This window comes from Streptomyces rhizosphaerihabitans (genome assembly GCF_025399795.1).
Lineage (GTDB): Bacteria > Actinomycetota > Actinomycetes > Streptomycetales > Streptomycetaceae > Streptomyces > Streptomyces rhizosphaerihabitans.
Window position 1 is genome coordinate 95,359 of record NZ_JAODTZ010000014.1, and the last position, 19,054, is coordinate 114,412.

Here is a 19,054-nt window from a genome sequence, read left to right on the forward strand (position 1 = left end):
ACACGGGGCGACAGAGGCGCCGGCCGGCCACAGGACGCCGGGCAGGGGACGGGTTCAGAGCGGAGACGGGAGGCGCGGGGCTCAGGTGGACGGGGCCTTCTCGCGGGCGTTCGCGACCCTGATGAGCACGGTGATCAGCGCGGCGGCGACGAGCACCGTCGAGAGCAGGCCGGCGGCCCAGACCCAGGGGTACTCCACGTGGACCCAGCAGGGGTTGCCCCGGCTGTAGCACTCGGAGTCCCAGTCGCGTCGGTGCTTGGGGCGGAAGCTCGCGAAAAAGACCACCGCCCATACGAAGAAGGCGGCGACTCCGGGCAGAGAGGCGGCCGCCCAGCCCAGCGAGCGGAGAGGGCTCCTCTTCCAGTTCATCCGAGTCAGAGTCGCGATCACGGCGGCCGACCCGAGTGGCAGGAGGGCGCCGGCACCGGCCGCGAAGCCGTATCCGCCGCCGGGCGAGGCGGGGGCGACATGGCCCCAGAGCTCGGATCCCCAGGTCCCGACCATGAGCGCGAACCCGACGAACGCCGCCATGGCGGCCAGCAGGAACAGGCAGCCGAGGAACGACTCCCCTCGGGGCGCCTTCTTCTTCACCTGCTGCCACGCGGACGGCCGCCGCCGCACCTGCTCGTAGCGCAGCGCAGCCCCGGCCGCCCTCCGCCGCTTCGGCTTCGCCGATCCGCTCACCGGACCTGCCCCCCTCTTTCTTTCGGCCTGCTTCCGCTTCCTCGTCTTCGTGGTCCTCGTGTTCTCGCTTGCCCGGCCCGGCGGGTCACACAGGTGTCGTCACCGTCAGCGGCTCCCCGTCGCCGAGGTGCAGAAGGCCCTTGCCGGGGGCGATCGGTCCGCCGACCATGCTCCGGTTCGTACGGATGCCGATCAGCTCGCCCGCGGAGGAGTCCTGCGGAGAGAGCAGGATGCCGCGGCGGCCCTTCTTCATCTCGACCTGCCAGCCGGAGAACCCGCTGCACACGTCTTCCTCGTCACCGGCGATGACCAGTCCGAGACCGCGTTCGGCGCCACGCTGCACGATCCGCTTGAAGACCGTCTCGGCGTCGCAGTCCTCCAGGACCTCACCGTCGTCGACCAGCACCACGATCGGCTCCTCGGGCGTCGCCGAGTCGATGGCCTCGCGCAGGTCGTCGCTCTCGATGTCGTCCTCGTCGAAGACCCTCAACACCCCGTCCTGGCCGTCCAGTTCACGTAGCGGCGACGGACGCGGCGCGGCGACGACCAGGCGTACGCCCTGGGCCAGGTACGACCGGGCCATGTTCAGCAGCGTGGTGCTGCGGCCGGACTTCGCCGGGCCCGCGACGACGAACGTCGGCACGCCCCGGGAGAGGTCCGGGCCGAAGCCCATGATGTCGTCGCCGCCGATGCCCACCAGGCTCCACAGCTTGGAGCGGGAGGCGTCCGGGTCGCGCATCTCCCAGGCGTCGGTGAAGCCGATCCGGGTGGGCAGCACGTCGACCCGGAACGGACGCCGGGCGCGCGGGAGTCCGGCGTCGCGGACCGCGGCGGCCTCGCCGATCGCCGCGAGCGCGGCGGCCTGGCCCTGGCCGGTGGAGTCCTCGGTGAGCAGGGCGAACTGGGTCTCGGTGCCGTGTTCGTTGCGGTAGCCGCGGCCGGGCGGGATCTCCTCGGGGATCTTGCGGGCGTTGACGCCGATCAGCGAGAAGTCGGAGCGGTCGGCGAGCCGCAGGGCGTACTTGTCCTCGGTGAGCGAGCCGATCCGGGTGGAGAGGATCTGACGGTCGCCCGTCATCACCATGTGCAGACCGACGCTCGCGCCCTCGCGCATCATCGCGGTGAGCTGGTCGGTCAGATCTCCGTGGTCGTACTCGCCGAGCGTCGGCAGCCAGCCCTCCCACCGGTCGAGCAGCACCACGATGTGCGGGAGCCGCTCGCCTTCCGGCTCCGCGGCCCGCTGCTCGCCGATGTCCGCGAAGCCCTTGTCGGCCAACAGGTCCTGTCTGCGCGTCAGTTCGCCCTTGAGGCGGGCCATGAGGCGGACCACGCGCTCGGTCTGGTTGCGGCCGACGACGGCGCCGCAGTGCGGCAGCCGGGTCAGCGCGTTGAGCGCGCCGTTGCCGCAGTCGATGCCGTACAGATGCACGTCGGCCGCCGAGTGGGTGCGGGCCAGCGAGCCTGCGATCGTCCGCAGGATCTGTGAGCGGCCGCTGCGCGGAGCGCCGCCGATGAGCAGATGACCGAAGGAGGCGAAGTCCACCACGACGGGCCGGCGGGCCTGGTCGGCGGGCAGGTCCTCGACCCCGTAGGGGGCGGGCGGCAGCTTGCCCGGACTGCCCGCGAACGCGGGCACCTGGACCTCGTCGAGCAGCAGGGTCTCGGAGAGGGCGGGCAGCCAGGGGCTGTGCTGGGGCGGGATGCCGAGGGAATGGTTGGCCTCGCGCACCGCGTCCACCAGCACCTTGAGGTCGGTGATCTCCTCCTCCTCGCGCTGCTCGGCCTTCGGCTTGACCAGCGCGGCCCGCCCGAGGTCCGCCCAGCCGAGCGGTCCGGCCCAGGGCGCGAGCGCCGCCGGATCGGCGGCCCCGGGCCGGCGGCCACCGACGCGGCCGGACTGGAACGGCACCAGTGAGGCGTGCCCCAGACGGACGTACGCGCGGCCCGGCGTGCTCTTGGAGATGTGCCCGGCCTCGGGGGAATCGATGACATCGCTCGACTCGCCGCCGTCGGTCACGCGCAGCGCTATGCGGAGGTTGGTGTTGGCCCTGATCTCCGGCGAGACGACACCGCTCGGGCGCTGGGTGGCGAGCAGCAGGTGGATGCCGAGCGAACGGCCCCGCTGGGCGATGTTGACCAGGCCCGTGACGAAGTCGGGCAGGTCGCGCACCATGGAGGCGAACTCGTCGATGACGATGAGGAGCCGGGGCACCGGCGCGTGCGAGGGGTCACGGCGTACGAGATCCTGGTAGTCCTCGATGTCCTTGGCGTCGGCGGCGGCGAGGATGTGCTCGCGCCGCTTGAGCTCCGCGCCCAGCGACTCCAGGGCCCGCTCGACGAGATGGGCGTCGAGGTCGGTCACCATGCCGACGGTGTGCGGGAGTTTGACGCAGTCCTTGAACGCCGAGCCGCCCTTGTAGTCGACGAGGACGAACGTCATGTTCTCGGGGGTGTTGGCCACGGCCAGCGACGCCACGATGGTCTGGAGCAGCTCCGACTTGCCGGAACCCGTCGTACCGGCGATCAGACCGTGCGGGCCGTCGCGCCGCATGTCGATGCCGAACGCACCGTCGTACGACTCGCCGACGACCGCGGTCGTCGACTGCCCGCCCATCCGCCAGCGCGCGCTGATCGCGTCACCGGTCGGCGGCTCCAGTTGCAGTACGTCGAGCAGCCGGCTGGCACCCGGGAGGGCCGAGTCCTCGGTCTCGCCGCTGATGTCGCGCAGCGCGGACAGGGCGCGCGCGAGCCGGGAGCACCAGGCGGCCGTCACGAAGTCCGGCCGTACGTCCCGTACCCGGGCGATGCCCGTCTGCTGGACCCGCAGTCGCAGCTCGAGGGCCTTGTGTGTACCGGTGGCGGAGTCGTCGGCCTCGGTGGCGTGCCAGGCGTGGAAGGAGGGGAAGCCGCCGGGGGCGGTGGGCGCGGTGCCGGCGGGCTGCTGCGCGGTCGCGTGTTCCTCGGGCCTGGGTTCCGCGATGACGATGGCCTGGCACTCGCCGGGCAGGAACCGTTCCTCGGCGTCCAGACAGATCGCGTACATGGACATGGCCGGGCCCTCGCGCAGCAGCCGCACCACTCCCGGCATGGACCGCAGCCGCCGGGATCCGTCCCAGACGACGATGATGTCCGGATCGCTGAACGAGGCCTTGTTGCCGTTCTGCTTGGCGGCCTTCTGCCTGGCGTCGAGGAGTTGGGTCAGCTCGCCGATGCGGGCGCCGACGGTCTCGGCGTCCGTGCCGATGAGGACGTTGGCGTCCTGGGCGCCGGCGGGCCTGCTGTGCGGCAGCCAGCGCACCCAGTCCCAGCGTTCCTGGCCGCTGTTCTCCGTCAGGACGTAGAACTGGACGTCCAGCGGGCTGTGCAGCACCGCGGTCTGCGCGACGGCCCAGCGGCCAAGGGCTTGGGCCGAGTCACCGGGCCCCGCGATGCCGATGACACCGCGCTCGCCCAGCGGGAGTGCGACCGGCGCGTCCTCGATGGTCCAGGTGACCTGGCGCTTGTGGTCGTCCTGCTCCGGGTCGTCGAGGACCACTTCGGAAGGCAGTCGGCCCGTGCCGACCCGCAGCAGCAGATGGTCCGCGTCGGTGCGCCGACGCTCCCACAGCCGGGTGCGCGGTCCGGTTCCCAGGGACAGCACGGTGGCCGGATCGGGGATCGCCCGACGCCGGTCGAGCCGCTCGGCGAGCAGCGCCTCCTGGGCGTCCTTCTCGATCCGCGCCTTGTGCTCGTTGTACTCCTTCACCTGCTTGGCATGGGACTTGCGCCCCTGCTTCTTGTCCATCAAGTAGTTGCCCAGCATGATCAACGGGCTCATCAGAGCCATGATCATGTAGTACCAGCGACCGAAGACCAGCACCATGACGATGGCGCTGACCAACGGCGTCAGCGCCATCAGCCAGGGCAGCGGCCGGGCTTCGTAGTCCCGTACGGGGTTCGGCAGCCGGAACTTCGTCTCACGCTCCGGCGGACGCAGCCGCGGCGGCCGGTTGTAGTCGAGTCCGGCGCCGTCGTCGGACCACTTGAGCGCGGCGTCGGGCACTGTGTAACGGTCCAGCTGGAGAAGGGTGTTGCCGACGGCGACCTGGCTGCCGAGCGGCCACTCGTCGTCCTCGCGCTCCTCGAAGGACCCGCCGTCGAGGGTGACGCCCTCCTTCTCCCCGTGCACGGTGACACGACACGTTCCGTCCGTTGCAACTGACAACGCCAGTGCCCTTTGCGGAAGTTCGGGATCGTCGATCCGGACGTACGACGCCGCCCCGGCGCCGATGTCGTACCGGCCGATCCCGAGCCGGTGCACGGCACCGGCCGCCGGACCGCCGGCCACCCGCAGTTCGACCAGTCCGGTCGGCTCGCCGGGCAGGCATCCGGCGGGGTCGTGCAGGCTGACGACGGCACCTTCGCGCAGCGGCGAGGTGCCGATGGTCGCGGCCGGATCGACGGGATACCCGTCGACGTACACGACGGGCGCGCCGCCGCCCGCGGCCCCCCGGTGGTGCCCGAGCGGAATGATCTGCGCGCCACCGTCGTAACCGACGTGCTCCGCCAGCTCCTTGGCGATGTCCCCCACCGAGGACTCGGGATCCGCATCAAGAACCACGTCGGCGGTGGCGCCGCCGAGCGGGTCGACGACGGTCAGAGTCAGCCGCACGCTCGTCACTCCCCCAGGTACCGAAGGCCGCTTCCGGAACGCGGGCCACAGTGCTCTCGACGATAGCCGCTCACCGCTTCCCGCAGGCAACGGCCCGTGTGAGGGAACCACGAAGGCCGGTGCCGTACACCGTCCTTGGTGCGGGCTCGTGACAGAACCGGGGTGTGCTGCTGCAAGCGTCGTAAGTAAGCTGCTTGCTCAATGCGGACGGTCGCACCATCCGCATCAGGAGCCACGGGGGTTGGCCCTGCGGCGAGTTGAAGCATGGAGGACGCCACATGGCCGGCGGCAAAGACGCAGACATCACTTACGAGAAGATGCGGCACGCTGCTAAGCGACTCGGCCACGAGAAGGAGAAGATGGAGGACAAGCTCCACGGCCTCGACAGCTACATCGACGGCCTCGTCGCCGACGGCTACACGACGTCCAAGGGTTCCCAGGCCTTCGACGACTCCTTCAAGGAGTTCACCAAGGGCATGAAGGACACCCTTGAGGGCCTCAAGGGCATGGCCAAGTTCCTCGAGGACGCCGCGAAGGCGTACGAGGACCTTGATGATCAGCTGGCCAAGGGTGTCAAGGGCTAGGACGGTTCGCGGTCAGTGTGCCGCTTGAGTGCGGTGGGGCACATGCCGTGTCCCATCGCACCGTCGTTTCAGACGTCGAGGACGCCGGAACCCGCGGCCCGCGACTGCCGCATCAGGTGCGTGTGGAGTTCGCTGCGCTGCTCTTCGGTGGTCAGCATCAGCCAGGAGCCGTCCGTGAAGCGCACACGCAACTTCCGGTTGTCGTACGCGGGCAGGGGGTCCTCGATGACCGCCGTACCCGCGGGGATCTCGGCTACGACGCGCATGCGGTCCTCCCTGCGGACGGACACGCGCTTGGGCGGGGCCGCCAGCACGATGCGGCCCTCCGTCAGCAGGACGAAACGTTGATGGTGGGAGGAATGTCCGTACCAGCGCAACAAGAACTGGCCCGCGGCCTTGTTCCAGTCGCCGTCGAAGGTGGCGTCGAGCCCCTGTTCGGCGATGGCCTTGTCCCGACTGTCGAGGTCCAGGTCCTCGGCGCGGGCACGGTCGCGCTCCTCCTTCGTCGACAGGAGGCGTTTGAGAGCCTCCTCGCCGGAGGCGAGAAGGCTGAACAGCATGGCGATGGGCATGAGCGGCGCGACGAGAACGGCGCCGAGCATGCCGAGCGGCGGCAGGAACGCCGGCCGCAAAGGTCCCTCTCCGGCGGCCTGGTGAACGCCCGGGGGAGGCTCCGGAATCCGGCCTATCGCGCACCACGCACCGGCGTCCGGAACTACGCCGAGGCGGTTGCGTGCTGTGCGGTCGCTGCTCCTGGACAACGCGTCCCACCTTCCTCGCTGACTGCGGGGCGAAGTATCGCAGCAGTGTCTCATGTTCACGATGGGGGAATTCGTCAATGGGTGACAGGACTGCTTACGACCTGGACCTGATCAAGGACTGTTCGCGTTCGCTGGGAAAGATCCACCGTGAGTTCGAGCAGCACGGAAATCCGGCGGACGGTTACAACGACGCACTCGGACATGGTGGTTTGAAGGATGCCTTCGATGATTTCGGCGGCACATGGAAGAAGACGCGCAAGAAACTCATGAAGGAAATAAAGAAGCTCGCCGAAGCCACGTCGGTCGCGGCTCAGAAGTATGAGGAGATCGACCACGAACTGGCGAAGGCCATTTCGGGAGCGAAGGGGAAGAGCAAGCAGTGAGCAGGCGATCCAGCGACTGGCCGCCCCTGTGGGACGAAGACCCGACACCGGGCGACCCCCACGAAGTGGCGGCGCTCGGGCGCAAGTTGCGCGAGACGGCCGAGATGATCGATGAACAGGCCAGAGTCATCAAGGCGTTGTCCTCCGTGGACGGGTGGGACAGCGATGCCGGGCGCGCCTTCAACGAAGTGGCCGACGGCGCGGGTGACCGGCTGAAGAAGGCGTTCGAGCGGTACGACGAGGCCGCGAACGCGCTCGGCGAGAAGGTCGTCGACGGGGAGTCGAAGGAGTTCGCCGGAGAGCTGCACCGGGCGCAGCAGAAGGCCGACAAGGCGCTGGCGGACTACCGGGATGCCAAGGACGACCACGACCTGGCGGAGCGGGAGGTGAAGAAGTTCACGGACAAGCACCTTGTCACCGAGATCCCGGAGGCGGACAGGCCCGAATACGAACGCTGGAAGAAGAAGCAGAACGAAGCGCTGGGCAGGATCGGACAGGCGCGCAAGGAGGTGAAGGACGCCCGGGACATCTTCGACGACGCCGGAGACCGTGCGGCGCGGCACATCAGGGACGTTGTCCACCACGATGCCGTCCGGGATCCCGGCGGATTCATGAACTGGCTTGCCGACTGGGCGGATACGTTCTCCAACCTCTCGGCGATTTTCTCGGTGCTGGCGGTCGTCTGCGCGTTCGTCCCGCCCCTGGAGTTCCTGGTGCCCATCTTCGCGACGCTCGCCGTCCTCTCCAGCGCCGCGGCTCTGGCCGGCCACGCCTACGACATGTCTGTGCGGGGCGGGAAGGTCAGCTGGCTGAAGCTGGGCACCGACGCCCTGGGCATCCTTCCTGGACTGGGGTCCCTCAAGGGCTTCCGGGCCCTGGTGGGCCTCAAGGGCGCGGCGAAATTGCGGGCGTTCGGCAAACTCGGCACCTTCGGGTCGTTCAGAGGCATCGCCGCCGTCGACGGGATCGGCCACAACTTCCTCAACGGCCTGAGCGTGACGCTGACGAACAAGACCTTGGCCGGGGGGCTCAAGCTGGGCCAGAAACTCGGTATTTCGGGCCTTCCGGAGAAATTCGTCCCGATGGGCGGCAAGGAGATCACGGCCGCCATCAAGGGAACCGGTCTCGCGAGCGCCCTGCACCGGATGTTCAGCGGGGAGAACGGAGGGACGACCGGATATCAGCCGCCCGCCCAGAAGCCCTCGCCGACGCCGATGCCCACACCGAGTCCTTCCCCCGGCGCCTCGCCGAAGCCCTTCCATGCCGCGCTGGCCGCATAGCCCCGTGTCTCCGGTGGGCACCGTACGAGAGGAGTGGCGGACGTGAGTGAGTCGAGCGAACTGGGGGAGTGGGACTTCATCGGCCGCAGAGGTGCGGAGCCGGCTCGGCTGGTGCCCGGCGAGGTGATCGCCGCGGTTCCGGGCGCGCGGAGGCTGGCGGAGGAAGCGAGCCGGGAAGTCGGCTTCGACTTTCTGGACGACGCGGCTGTTCTGAGGATGCTGCGGCTTCGGCACCAGGACGAGCAGGAGATGTTCGACGCCGGCTTCCGGACCGGGGTTCCGCTCGCACTCGTCGGTTTCGGCGCCGCTGTGTACTGGGGCGGCGTGGCGCAGTACTGGGAGTCGGGCAGAGCTCAGCTGATCTATCTCGCCGTGACCGGAACGGCCGTGATGGTTCTGTCGGGTCTGTGGATTCGAGCCGCGGTGGCTCATTGGGGGGACCCCGCCCGGCAGAATCTGCGGGCGAGGGCTCGGAAGTACCGTGACGTGGCACATGCCGCCCGTAGAGGGGGAGCGGACATTCCGGCGCACTATCCGCACTACGGTCCGTACCCCTTCGCCGCAACGTACCGTCCCGACGCGGGCGAAGTGAGATTTCCGGATGGAGAAGACCGGTCATGACCGCGATATCAGTTGAGGGCGAACTCCGGGGTTCGGCCGACGGGAACGGCCTGGACGTCCGGTGGATCATGCCGGACGGCTTCTTCGAGATTCCGCTGGACGCGGAGGATCTGGACCAGACCGCCGAGCAGTTGATGGAACTCGCGCGCAGCGCGATGCCGGAAGCCGACTTTGACGTACAACTGCAGTGGGCCGTCATGTGTGCCGCTCACTACGACTCCTTCGTGGAAGCCGGAGTTCAGTACGCGGGGTTCGTTCTCACCGAGGTGGAGGGCGCACGGTGTACGGCGACGGTGACCGTCAGCATGATCGACCTCGACCCCGATGCAGGACCCAACCCTGTTGGATTCATGGGCTCTTCGCTGCGGCACCTCGGTATCGGGCAGGTCAGTGAGATCGAGCTGCCGTGCGGCCCGGCTGTCTGCTGCATCGGAGACCGGAAGGGGAGCCTGGACGGCAGTCTCACCGCGTCGGGCGAGGACGAGCCGGTCCGGACGTCGTTCATCCAGGTTCAGGTCCCGCTGACGAACGGGACCGCCGTGGTGCTCGAAATGGGTACTCCCACCCCCGGAGGGTGGGAGGTGTTCTCGTCCATGTTCGCCGGGGTCGTGAAGAGTGTGCGCCTGTTCGACACCGAGGGTGAGCCGGTCGTGATGCCGGGATGACGACCGGACCGGACGTATCGGCTCCGCCCAAGGACTACCGACTGCTCGTTCCGCGCGAGTGGTTCAGGATCGACCTGGGCCAGGACCGCTGGCGCGGACAGCTGAAGACCTTCGTGGACCTGCGGGCGGAGGGCAGGAACGTACCGGCGCAGGCCAAGCAGGAGGCCTGGGCCGGCCTGCGCAACACCGCCGAATCCGCGGTGGCGAACGGCGCCCTGGAGTTCTTTCTGCGGCCGGAGCTGGACGACGGCAGCATCATGCCCGTCTCGCTCGTGGTGTCGCTGATTCCCCGTCCCGGTTCTCCGGCGCCCCAGGATCTCCTGGCCTCGTTCGAGGCGATGGAGCAGCGGAGCGGGCGCGGCGCCGAGATCTCGATCGTCGCTCTCCCGGCCGGTGAAACCGTCCGGATCCGCACACGGACCACCCTGGACCTGTACGTCCGGATGCCGGGAGCGACGGGATATCTGGTCCTCGGGTTCGTGGTGCCGCTCACCGGCGTCGTCGGTCCCATGGAGCGGCTGTGCACCTCGATCGCGGGATCCCTGCGCTGGATCATGTGATCCACGACTTCGGCCGTCTCCGGGGATCGGGCGGGGAACCGTGGGTGACCAGGAACTGATGAGGGCGTCCGGGACAAGGCGTGTCGGGATGAGGCGTTCTGTATGGTCCCTTTGCTCTCCATTGGTTGCCGGTTCGAAAACCTGTGCAAGAGGGTGGAGGGCGGCCGCCGCGAGGCGGGTGTGCAGGACGGGGCGGCCACGGTGGTTGTCGGGCAGCAGGCGCACGGGGGTGGCAGTGGCGGATCACATCGCGGTGTCCACGACGGAACTGCGGGACATCAGCCGCTCCGTCGCGAAGCTGAAGACGCACTTCGAGCACGCCAAGGATCTGGTCGACTCCTACGACGCCGAGATCGGCTCGGGTGAGGTGGCCGACGCGCTCGACGCCTTCGCGGACGACTGGAAGAAGAAGCGCAAAGTGCTCTGCGACGGTCTGGAGTTCCTCGGCAGGACGGCCGAGGAGGCCGCCAAGGCGTACGACGGCCTCGACCAGCATCTCGCCGACGCGCTGCTCAAGTCCCAGGACGGCAAAGGCGGCAGCGGCAGGTGAGCGACGACTTCTCCGGCGTCGACTGGCAGACCGCCCGTTACGACGACAAGGAATTCACCCCGGGTGACCCCTACGAGGTCGCCCGGCTCGGCAAGCGCATCGCCGACACCGCAGCGCTGATCCAGGAGCAGGCCACCAAGCTGCACAACCTGGTCGACGGCAACGGCTGGGACTCGGACGCGGGCCGTGAGTTCCAGAAGAAGACCGGGGAAACGGTCGGCCTCCTCACCAAGTCGCACGAGCGCTACGCGGCTGCCGCCGAAGCCCTGGGCTCCCAGGTGGGTGCTGCCCCCGCCGACGGGCACCAGCACGCGGACTGGGCCACCGCGCTCGACCACGCGCAGAACCTCGTACGGGCCGCCCTGAAGAAGGCCAAGGCCGCCGACGCGGACCGCAGTCACTGCCAGAAGCAGCTGGACCGGCATCCGGGCCCCGACGACCACCCGGACAAGCAAAGGCTGGACAAGCAGAAGGAGTGCGCCGACACGGACCTGGAGGACGCCAAGAACGACCTCCGCCAGGCGCTGTCGTACCGGGACACCCAGGCCAGGTATGCCAAGTCGGCCATCCATGACGCCGTGGAGCACGACGGGCTGAAAGATCCCCAGCACCACTGGTGGGACAACTGGAAGGACTGGGTCGCGGACATCGGGCACTGGGCCGGAGTCGCGGCGGCCGTCCTCGGTGTGCTGGCCCTGGTCCTGAGCTGGGTGCCGGTACTCGGCGAAGTACTCGCCGCCCTGGCCCTGATCGCCTCGGTCGTGGCCCTGGTCTGCGACACGATCTCCGCCCTCGACGGCAAGGGCACCTGGCTGGACGTCGCCATCGACGCGATCGGCGTACTGTCCTTCGGCGCCGGACGCCTGCTCGGAACCACGGCCAAGGAGGCGGCCGTCGCCGCGCGCGGAGCCTCCGCTCTCAAGGACGTCGGCCTGGCGCGGGAGGTGGGTCTGAACCCCGCGGCGGCCCGCGGCCTCGCCGAAGCCCTCAACGGGGTCAAGCCGGGCCAGATCGGCAGGGCGCTGGCCGAGGGGCCGGCCGAACTCCTGCCGCGCATGCGGTCGGTGGTCAAGGAGTCGCTGGACGTCAAGGCGTACGTCGACGACATCCGGGTGGCAGCCGGTCAACTCCCGGGCGAGGAAAGCCTCCTCGCGGAGGGCGCGCCCAAGCTGGCGCAGATCTCGGGTTCCTCGTTCAAGACCATGGCGGGATTCGGCAAGGCCCTCTACATCGGCAGCCAGACCCTGCCGCTGACGCTCGGCTGGTCCAACCTGGCACCGGTCGGCGCGGGGGAGTCGAAGGCCACCGGCCCGAACCTCCTGAGCGGGCTGAAGGAGATTCCCGGGATCGGCGCCGGCGGCATCCCGTTCTACAACTGGACGTGGCACGCGGGTGGTTGAGCCGGACGGTGGCGACAACTCCCGAGGCGGGGACAACGCGGGCCGCTCCGCGGAACAGAGGATCAAGTGGTGAACGAGGAAGAGGAGTCCGTCGACGACCTGTTCGCGCGGCTGCCGGAGGACGGGCGGCGGACGCTGGAACAGATCGGCATGGGGCTGCCGGAACTGCGCCGTATGGCCGCCCGCGACGGCGGCATGCGGCAAGTTCGCGGTGTGCTCTCCGAGTTCACCACTGAACCGCGGACACGGCGTCCCGGTGACGACGAGGGACCGGCCGAGCGGACCGCCGTACGGCCGTGGTCGCTGCTGTCCGTGGCGGCCGTCACCGGGGTGGTGCTGACCGGACTCTCCACCCTCGCGCTGCACGAGACGGCACTGCTGGTGGGAGCGGTCTGCGGACTGGGCGTCCTGTTCGCGGCCTTCAGGACCCGTGAGTCGCGCGGCGGACTCGCGCTGCGGTGGATCACGGTGGCGGCGTACGCCGTCCTGGTGATCGCCGGCTCCTTCGGCACCCAGCAGTGGTACTTGAGGCTCCGCGGGGTCGAGCAGCCGGTGACGATCGCCGAGCCGCTCCATCAGTGGACCCACGGGACCCGGGAGACCTACTGCCGGGTCCGGCTGAGGGACGGTTCCGTCCGACGAGTGCTCGGCAACAGGGAGAACTGTGCCGACCGGGTCGGCCTGAAGGACACGGCCGTCGTCGATCCGGCGGGGCATTACCGGCCCTTCCTGGGGACGAAGCCCGAGATCGGGGGCACGGCGGGCGGAATCGTCGCCCTGGGTGCCGCCGTTGTTCTGATCCTGGCTCCGGCGAGCGCCGTGGCCCTGGGGCGGGGGCCGCGGACCAACCAGCCCCGCGGGGAGCGGACGGGCGGGAGAGCGGCATGAGCGGACCATCGGACAACAGCACGGCACCCGAGGCGGAGCCGAGCCCGACACCGGCCTCGGTCCCGGCACTCGCACCTCCTTCCGACTACCGTCTGGCCGTCCCCGAAGGCTGGGAGCGCGTCGTTCTCGACCCCGGCCGCTGGCCCCACCGCATCGACAAACTCGTCAACCGCGGGCTGCGCGGGACGCGGGCGACCCCGCAGCTCAAAGCTGCGCTGGCGGAACGGATCCGGGAGCAGGCCGAGGCCGCGCACGCGAACGGCGGGGTGGAGATGTACCTCGTCAACCAGGTCATCGGTCAGGTCCCGGTGTCCGCCGGACTGGTCGTGACTCTCCTTCGGCGACCGCCCGGCGCCGCCCACGGAGACCTGTCCGACACGGCCGTTTCACTGGCGGCCCGTGGCGCCGACGTCACCACGATCGGCCTTCCCGCGGGCCCGGCCGTACGCCACCGCTACCGCCGTGGCCCCGCGCCCGACGACCCGGACGGCAACAGGCTCACCGTCACACACCTGGACGTCCACCTCGCCGTGCCGAACAGCGACCAGCGTCTGCTGCTCTCCTTCTCCACCCCGATGGAGCCGCTGGCGGACGCGCTGGTGACGCTCTTCGACTCGATCGCCCGCACACTCCAGTGGATGGCCTGATGCCCGAGTACTCCGAGTCCACCGTCCATATGCAGGCGCCCGACGCCGCCGTGTCCCTCCCCGTGCGCGGCCCGGTCGACCTGGACGCCTGGGCGGTGGACGCGGCCCGTCTCCGCGTGGGCCGGGACGACGACGCGAGGCTGATCGAGGCGCTCGCCGCCGAACTGGGCGAGGCGGCGGCCGACGCGCGCGGCCGTGCACCGATCGTCGCGCTCTCGTACGTCCCCGAACCCCGGCTGGGGGAGCTGGCCCGCATCGAACTGTCCCCGCTCGTCGCCGACGAGACGTACCCGGCCGTCACCGTCGACCTGCTCCACCGCTATCTCGCCACGCCTACGGACCTCTCGTTCCGTCCGCCCGAGGCCGAACGGCGCACGCTGCCGGCCGGTCCAGCGGTCCGCGTCCGGCACGCGTACGTCCAGGAGCCCGACCGGGACGGAACGGGCACCATTCTGGAGACCTGCGCCTACGGCATCTGCCCGGACGGGAAATGGGGCCTCGTCCTGCTCACCTCCTGGCGCGCCCTCGCCCACACCGACACCCTGTGCGCCCTGACGGACAGCCTCGCGGAGACGATCACGGTGACGTCCGCCAGCTGAGCCTTCCGCCGGCCGCCCTTCGATCCGGCCCGCCGCGGACAGCCCGCCCGTGGTGGGCCGTCCGCGGTACGCCGCTCGCAGGCGGCCTCCGTCATCGGTTGACGGACTGGATCTCCTGGACGGTGATGTCCTGGGTCGTCCCGAAGGTACCGTCGGGAAGATCGCCGCCGGCACCGCCGGTGCCGGTCCAGCTCACGTCCCAGGTGATGGTCGCGCGGAGCTTGTACGTCCCGTCGCCGGACGAGCGCAGGTACTTGATCCCGCACGGTGGTGTCTGCCCGGCCTCGCCCTTGGCGTACGGCGTACCGATCGAGTCGTCGTTGTTCAACAGGCACTCACCAGAAGCCGGATAGGTCTCGGCGTCGCTCGTACCCGGCTCCAGCTTGAGTGAGACGGGCTTCGCGGTGGTCGTTGCCGAGATGTTGAGCCCGGCGACGTCGAGCGCCGCGGTGACGGACACGTCCTTGAACGTGGCCTTGTCGAGCCAGGCCCAGGTCGGGAGATTGACCTTGGTGATGTTCTTGGGGGCGAGGGTGACTTTGGTGTCGGGGAGCTGAATCGCGTTGTAGGCGGCTTCGGCGAGGATCTTGGGAGTGACGGCCTGGGGGACGCCGGGATCGTCGTTGTTCGCTACCCAGAAGGGCAATTCACCGCATTCCATGCTCGCGGGGTCGTCGAGGCGGTCGGGATTCTGGACGGCTACCCACCAGTTCCCCTCATCGGCCTTGTCCCCGTTGTAGTCCTTGTACTTGCCGTCCTTGTAGATCTCCCGGAACTGACCGACTGCGGTCTTCGCATAATTAGCCTGGCCGGGGGCGTTGATCGTCTCCTCGTACATCGTCTCGACGTACTTCTTGAACTCGGCGACAGAGCGGGGCTCATACCAACACGCCGGCGGAGTCCAGTTGCCCAGGGGCTGAACCGTGCCGCTCTTGCTGCCCCGCGGGCGTACCGAGCCGGAGTAGGTCACCTTCGAGACGAGGGTTCCGGCATCGGCGTGGCCGCTCTGTTTGGTGTCGCCCTGAGTGCCAGCGCTCGGGGGCCAGTCGGCTGAGGCGGTTCCCGGCACCCATGCGATCGCCCCCGCGACAGCGCCGATCGCGAGAAATCGCCTGCAGACGGCTACGGCGTGCACGACTTGTGCCCCCTCTGCGACGTGAGTTTGGTCGTCTGCCAGACGCCTTGCTTATTCTTCTCGAGTCGCGTTGCGTAGAGGACGTACGACTTGTCGGTCACGCCCGTCTTGTAGACCTTGCTCGACTTCCGGTTCTTGGCGAAGGCCTTGGACTGGTCCTCGCAGTACACGACGCCTGCCGAGGCGGAGTCGAAGACATCGACCTTCGCGTTGTAGTAACGGTTGACCCCGGTGATCGAGTAGCCGTCCTTCACGATGGACGTGACCCAGTCCCGGGCATCGGCCAGGGCGGTGCCGGTGTAGTAGAAGCCGAGGGCGGGCAGTTGGGCGTTGCCTTCAGTGATGGCGTAGTTGGTCGTATCGACCCTGCGCTCGACGTCGGCGAGAACCGCGTCCTTGGCGCCGTCGCCGGTCCGCCAGTTCTCGAACCTGTCGCTGAGATCCTTCGGAAGGGTGATCCTGGGGCGACTGGTCGTGTCGCTCGCACTCGGCGAAGCCGACGTCTTCGTGGCGCCGGTGTCCGCCCCCGTGATCTTGTCGTTCCCCTTCGAGCTGTCACCTCCGCCGCCGCAGGCCGTCAGGAGCAGGGCTGTTGTCGCGGCGAACGCGGCAGCAACGGGCAAAGAGCGGCGCTTCACAGTGGACTCCCCGTGAGACATCGGTTGAGCGAAGTCAGTCAAGGGCAATGACGGTATCCGTGGGGCTCTTGGTTTCGCCAGGCGGGAGGTCTCCGAGAATGTGGATGTTCTGGGAGGAATATGAATCAAGGCGGCTCCTTCTCGGCTTCGAGCGTGCCACCGATCACATCAACGGGCCGCTCTCCCGCACCCGTTCGCCGCGAGGGGTCACAGGGACGCAGGTAACTCCCGTACGGACCAAGCCTGTGCGCCTTCGCGCGAGCTACGTCACAGCCGACCCCACGACTCCCCGTGCCGAACCTCCTCGCGCCCCCGGCGCGCCCTCACCTCGTAGGCTGACCAGTGCCGAACAGGCCGAACAGAAGGACGAACCACGACCCCCGGGGGACACGCCATGGCCCGCTACATCGAGACGCTCACCGTCGAGCGCGGCGGATTTCGCATCAAGGTGCCGGAGTCGTGGTGGGAGTTCGACGTGCGGCCGGAGTCGCGGGACGACTCGATCCGGCGGATGGTGAGCGAACGGATCGACCAGCGACCGGAGTTGGCCCCGTACCGCGACACCTACATCGGCTTCCTGCGCAAGGCCTCGGCCGACGCCTGGAAGTCCGGTGCCCTGTACTGCGGCTGCATGGCCGAGTCCTTCGGCGGCGACACCCCGATCACCGGCTCGGTCACCGTCTCGATCGTCGGCGGCCGCTCGCAGACAGGCGAGCCCCTCTCCACCGACCCCCAGACGATGGCGGGCCAACTCGCCACGCGGGAGGCGAAGAAGGAAGGGGACGCCTGGCGCAAGGTGACCACCGTCGAGATACCCGGCGTCGGTCCCGCCGCGCGGACGTACGGCATCGAGGACATCGTCATCCCGGACGACAGCCTCCAGCGCACGATCCGCGCGGTGCTCATGCAGACGTTCATCCCCGTGCCCGGCCAGCAGGGCAAGGTCGCCCTGGTCGCCGGCAGCAGCCAGGTCCTCGACCTCGCCGACTCCTTCTTCGACATTTTCGACGCCGTCACCTCGACGTTCCGCTTCGCGGACCAGTAGCCCCCTGCGTCACGAAGTGGCCACCTGCACAACGTGGTCGCGGACCGCGTCGCCCGGGGCTTCGGGGACCGCGCGATCCGCACGGTGCTCCGGAGGGAACTGTGCAGCATCGGTCGGCAGATCGAGTCCGAGCCGGCCGGCGTCACCACCGCGGTGCCGAGCACCGCCCACTGGACGGCGTGATGATGTCCTTCATGAACGCGAAGCCCCTGGCCGTGTACCGATTGATGCCGAGCATGCGGGAACTGCGCACGCTCCGTCCGGACGACTCACTCATCGACCTCAAGCGCTGGCAGTTCCAGGGCGATCGGGTGCCGCGGCCCACCGCGTTCGCGGCGGAGTGGACGGGCGACCCGAAGGCCCGCAGGGCCGAGTTCGCGTCCGACTGTCCAGGCGCTCCGATCCTCGGCGGCCGGCTCGCGGACCGGCTGCGGGACGACCTGGAGAAGTCGGGCAGCCTGCTGCCGGTCCGCGTCGAAGGGACTCCCGCGGACGCGTACCTCCTCCACCTCGTGGACCAGGTCGTCGACTGCGTGGACAGCCGGAAGTCGTCGCAGCCGAAGAAGGCGACCGGCGAGATGCAGAAGACCGTCTTCCGCCCGGACGCACTGCCGCTCGCCCTGCCCTCCTTCCGTGTGCCGCAGTTCCCCGTCGGGGTCCAGTGGAACGGCTGGGCGGCCGACCGGCTGACCGAACTCCTCGGCGACGACCTGGAGACCCGCCTGATCTGGTCCGAGGACCCGGCCGCCACACCCCATCCCGCCCCTTGGGGGTTCTGAGCCCGGTCACGGCCACCGTTCAGGGGGCTTCGGCGTCCGCGCCGCAGCGCGGCCGGGTCCCCCGTGTGGCTGAAAGATCACATCCCTCCCGCCTCACCCGTAAGCACCTCGTGCAGGCATCGTGTACACCCGGTGACGAACCGTCCGGAATGAGCACGTCAGAGATTCGCTGCCGCACAGTCCGGCGGCCCGGCTGATCGCCGGGCCCAACAGGGAACCGGAAGGCTTCCGTTGCGCGTCGATAACGTCGAGTCGGCTGCGCTTCAGGGGCCTTGAGGCGCCTTGAGGGGCTTATGCGCGGCTGATACGGTGCCATGGCTTGACACTCGCTCCGGCGCTGGCTGTTCGGCCAGGTCGCACGGTACGTCCCGTAAGGGGGCGCAGGAGCGAAGTGTCCTGTTTGGCGCGTGAATTGACAGACATTTTCTTGGGTGTACGGGGAGCGGTTGCGTGAAGATCCAAGAGCGTACGGGGGCGGGCAACAACCGTTCCGCCACGTCGGCTCACCCGGCGATGGGTGAGCGTCTTCCCACGCCGCCTCGCGAGCGCAAACCCGCGCTGGCCGCTCTCGCGGTGCTCCTCATCCTCGTCGGCGCGCTGGGCGCCACCATGCTGGTGCTGCGTGCCGGGGACCGCGTCGAGGTCGTGAAGGTGACGAGCGACATCCAGGCCGGTGACTCCGTGGGCAATCACGTGGTCTCCGTGCTGGTGGCGGCCGACTCCTCCATCAACTACGTCAAGTGGAACCAGCTCGGAGAGCTCAAGAAGCTCAAGGCCAAGTCCCCGATCTACAAGGGGACGGTCGTCATCGGCGAGATGTTCGCCGAAGGTGCCACCATTCCGGCGGGCAAGGCCTCCGTGGGTGTGTCCCTCAAGGAGGGCCAGTACCCCGCGGGCATCAAGTCCGGTGACACGGTGGCCGTCTACCGCGTCGGCGACAGCGGATCCAGCGGCAGCCGCGGATCGTCGAGCTCGTCGGGTTCGAGCTCGTCGAGCGCGGACAACACTCCCATCGTCGAGCGGGCGAAGGTCAGTTACGTCCAGGACGAGAAGGACAGCACGATCAGCAGCACGAACCTGCCGGTCACCCTCATCGTGGACAGCGGTCAGGCCGCGTCCATCACCGATGCCGCATCGGCCGGTCAGGTCGCCCTCGTCATCGTCCCCGGCAACTAGAGGCGAGT

The 19,054-nt window shown here is 69.0% G+C and carries 20 protein-coding genes; 15 read left to right on the top strand and 5 right to left on the bottom strand.

What is annotated here, in order from left to right:
* Positions 1-81: 81 nt before the first annotated feature.
* Both N4G66_RS16585 and N4G66_RS16590 read right to left on the bottom strand, forming a co-directional pair.
* Positions 82-684: a hypothetical protein gene (locus tag N4G66_RS16585; RefSeq protein ID WP_261704876.1), complete on the bottom strand. Its 603-nt coding sequence runs from the start codon at positions 682-684 to the stop codon at positions 82-84.
* An 85-nt stretch (positions 685-769) separates the two neighbouring features.
* Positions 770-5,335: an FtsK/SpoIIIE domain-containing protein gene (locus N4G66_RS16590; protein ID WP_261704877.1), complete on the bottom strand. Its 4,566-nt coding sequence runs from the start codon at positions 5,333-5,335 to the stop codon at positions 770-772.
* Positions 5,336-5,613: 278 nt separating this feature from the next.
* Between N4G66_RS16590 and N4G66_RS16595 the strand changes: the two genes are divergently transcribed.
* Complete coding sequence (locus N4G66_RS16595) at positions 5,614-5,919, top strand: WXG100 family type VII secretion target (RefSeq protein WP_078943692.1); 306 nt, start codon at positions 5,614-5,616, stop codon at positions 5,917-5,919.
* Positions 5,920-5,987: 68 nt separating this feature from the next.
* Here the strand turns inward: N4G66_RS16595 and N4G66_RS16600 are convergent, their stop codons facing one another.
* Positions 5,988-6,551, bottom strand: a complete 564-nt coding sequence (locus N4G66_RS16600) for a hypothetical protein (RefSeq protein WP_261704878.1) — start codon at positions 6,549-6,551, stop codon at positions 5,988-5,990.
* Positions 6,552-6,757: 206 nt separating this feature from the next.
* On the opposite strand from N4G66_RS16600, the gene N4G66_RS16605 reads away from it, so the two are divergent.
* From N4G66_RS16605 to N4G66_RS16650, 10 genes are all read left to right on the top strand, one after another.
* Positions 6,758-7,063 carry a hypothetical protein gene (locus tag N4G66_RS16605; protein WP_261704879.1) on the top strand — a complete coding sequence of 102 codons (306 nt, stop codon included), beginning with the start codon at positions 6,758-6,760 and terminating at the stop codon, positions 7,061-7,063.
* The gene (locus N4G66_RS16610; RefSeq protein ID WP_261704880.1) at positions 7,060-8,343 is read left to right on the top strand and encodes a putative T7SS-secreted protein; all 1,284 of its coding nucleotides are present in this window, start codon (positions 7,060-7,062) and stop codon (positions 8,341-8,343) included. Before N4G66_RS16605 ends, N4G66_RS16610 begins: the two co-directional genes overlap by 4 nt.
* Positions 8,344-8,385: 42 nt before the next feature.
* Positions 8,386-8,964 (top strand): hypothetical protein, encoded by a 579-nt coding sequence (locus N4G66_RS16615; protein ID WP_261704881.1) that lies wholly within the window; start codon positions 8,386-8,388, stop codon positions 8,962-8,964.
* Positions 8,961-9,629: a hypothetical protein gene (locus N4G66_RS16620; protein WP_261704882.1), complete on the top strand. Its 669-nt coding sequence runs from the start codon at positions 8,961-8,963 to the stop codon at positions 9,627-9,629. The genes N4G66_RS16615 and N4G66_RS16620 overlap by 4 nt, the downstream gene beginning before the upstream one ends.
* A complete protein-coding gene (locus tag N4G66_RS16625; RefSeq protein WP_261704883.1) occupies positions 9,626-10,189 on the top strand; it encodes a hypothetical protein in 564 nt (187 codons plus the stop codon). The genes N4G66_RS16620 and N4G66_RS16625 overlap by 4 nt, the downstream gene beginning before the upstream one ends.
* Positions 10,190-10,418: 229 nt before the next feature.
* A complete protein-coding gene (locus N4G66_RS16630) occupies positions 10,419-10,739 on the top strand; it encodes a hypothetical protein (RefSeq protein WP_261704884.1) in 321 nt (106 codons plus the stop codon).
* Entirely contained in the window at positions 10,736-12,139 is a 1,404-nt protein-coding gene (locus tag N4G66_RS16635; RefSeq protein ID WP_261704885.1) for a hypothetical protein, read from the top strand. The genes N4G66_RS16630 and N4G66_RS16635 overlap by 4 nt, the downstream gene beginning before the upstream one ends.
* A gap of 69 nt (positions 12,140-12,208) precedes the next feature.
* Positions 12,209-13,027, top strand: coding sequence for a hypothetical protein (locus N4G66_RS16640; protein WP_261704886.1), 819 nt, complete (start codon positions 12,209-12,211; stop codon positions 13,025-13,027).
* A complete protein-coding gene (locus tag N4G66_RS16645; protein ID WP_261704887.1) occupies positions 13,024-13,674 on the top strand; it encodes a hypothetical protein in 651 nt (216 codons plus the stop codon). The genes N4G66_RS16640 and N4G66_RS16645 overlap by 4 nt, the downstream gene beginning before the upstream one ends.
* Positions 13,674-14,273 (top strand): hypothetical protein, encoded by a 600-nt coding sequence (locus N4G66_RS16650; RefSeq protein WP_261704888.1) that lies wholly within the window; start codon positions 13,674-13,676, stop codon positions 14,271-14,273. The genes N4G66_RS16645 and N4G66_RS16650 overlap by 1 nt, the downstream gene beginning before the upstream one ends.
* Positions 14,274-14,364: 91 nt before the next feature.
* Here N4G66_RS16650 and N4G66_RS16655 read toward each other — a convergent pair whose 3' ends face one another.
* Together N4G66_RS16655 and N4G66_RS16660 are read right to left on the bottom strand one after the other, a co-directional pair.
* On the bottom strand, positions 14,365-15,408 hold the full coding sequence (locus tag N4G66_RS16655; protein ID WP_261704889.1) for a hypothetical protein: 1,044 nt from the start codon (positions 15,406-15,408) through the stop codon (positions 14,365-14,367).
* Positions 15,396-16,046: a hypothetical protein gene (locus N4G66_RS16660; RefSeq protein ID WP_261704890.1), complete on the bottom strand. Its 651-nt coding sequence runs from the start codon at positions 16,044-16,046 to the stop codon at positions 15,396-15,398. The genes N4G66_RS16655 and N4G66_RS16660 overlap by 13 nt, the downstream gene beginning before the upstream one ends.
* Positions 16,047-16,440: 394 nt before the next feature.
* On the opposite strand from N4G66_RS16660, the gene N4G66_RS16665 reads away from it, so the two are divergent.
* The 4 genes from N4G66_RS16665 (at position 16,441) to N4G66_RS16680 (ending at position 19,046) form a co-directional block, all read left to right on the top strand.
* Positions 16,441-17,091 (top strand): hypothetical protein, encoded by a 651-nt coding sequence (locus N4G66_RS16665; RefSeq protein ID WP_261704891.1) that lies wholly within the window; start codon positions 16,441-16,443, stop codon positions 17,089-17,091.
* Positions 17,092-17,124: 33 nt separating this feature from the next.
* Entirely contained in the window at positions 17,125-17,274 is a 150-nt protein-coding gene (locus N4G66_RS16670; RefSeq protein WP_261704892.1) for a hypothetical protein, read from the top strand.
* Positions 17,275-17,285: 11 nt separating this feature from the next.
* On the top strand, positions 17,286-17,870 hold the full coding sequence (locus N4G66_RS16675) for a hypothetical protein (RefSeq protein WP_261704893.1): 585 nt from the start codon (positions 17,286-17,288) through the stop codon (positions 17,868-17,870).
* Between the two features lie 450 nt (positions 17,871-18,320).
* The gene (locus N4G66_RS16680; RefSeq protein WP_261704894.1) at positions 18,321-19,046 is read left to right on the top strand and encodes a hypothetical protein; all 726 of its coding nucleotides are present in this window, start codon (positions 18,321-18,323) and stop codon (positions 19,044-19,046) included.
* Positions 19,047-19,054: the final 8 nt, after the last annotated feature.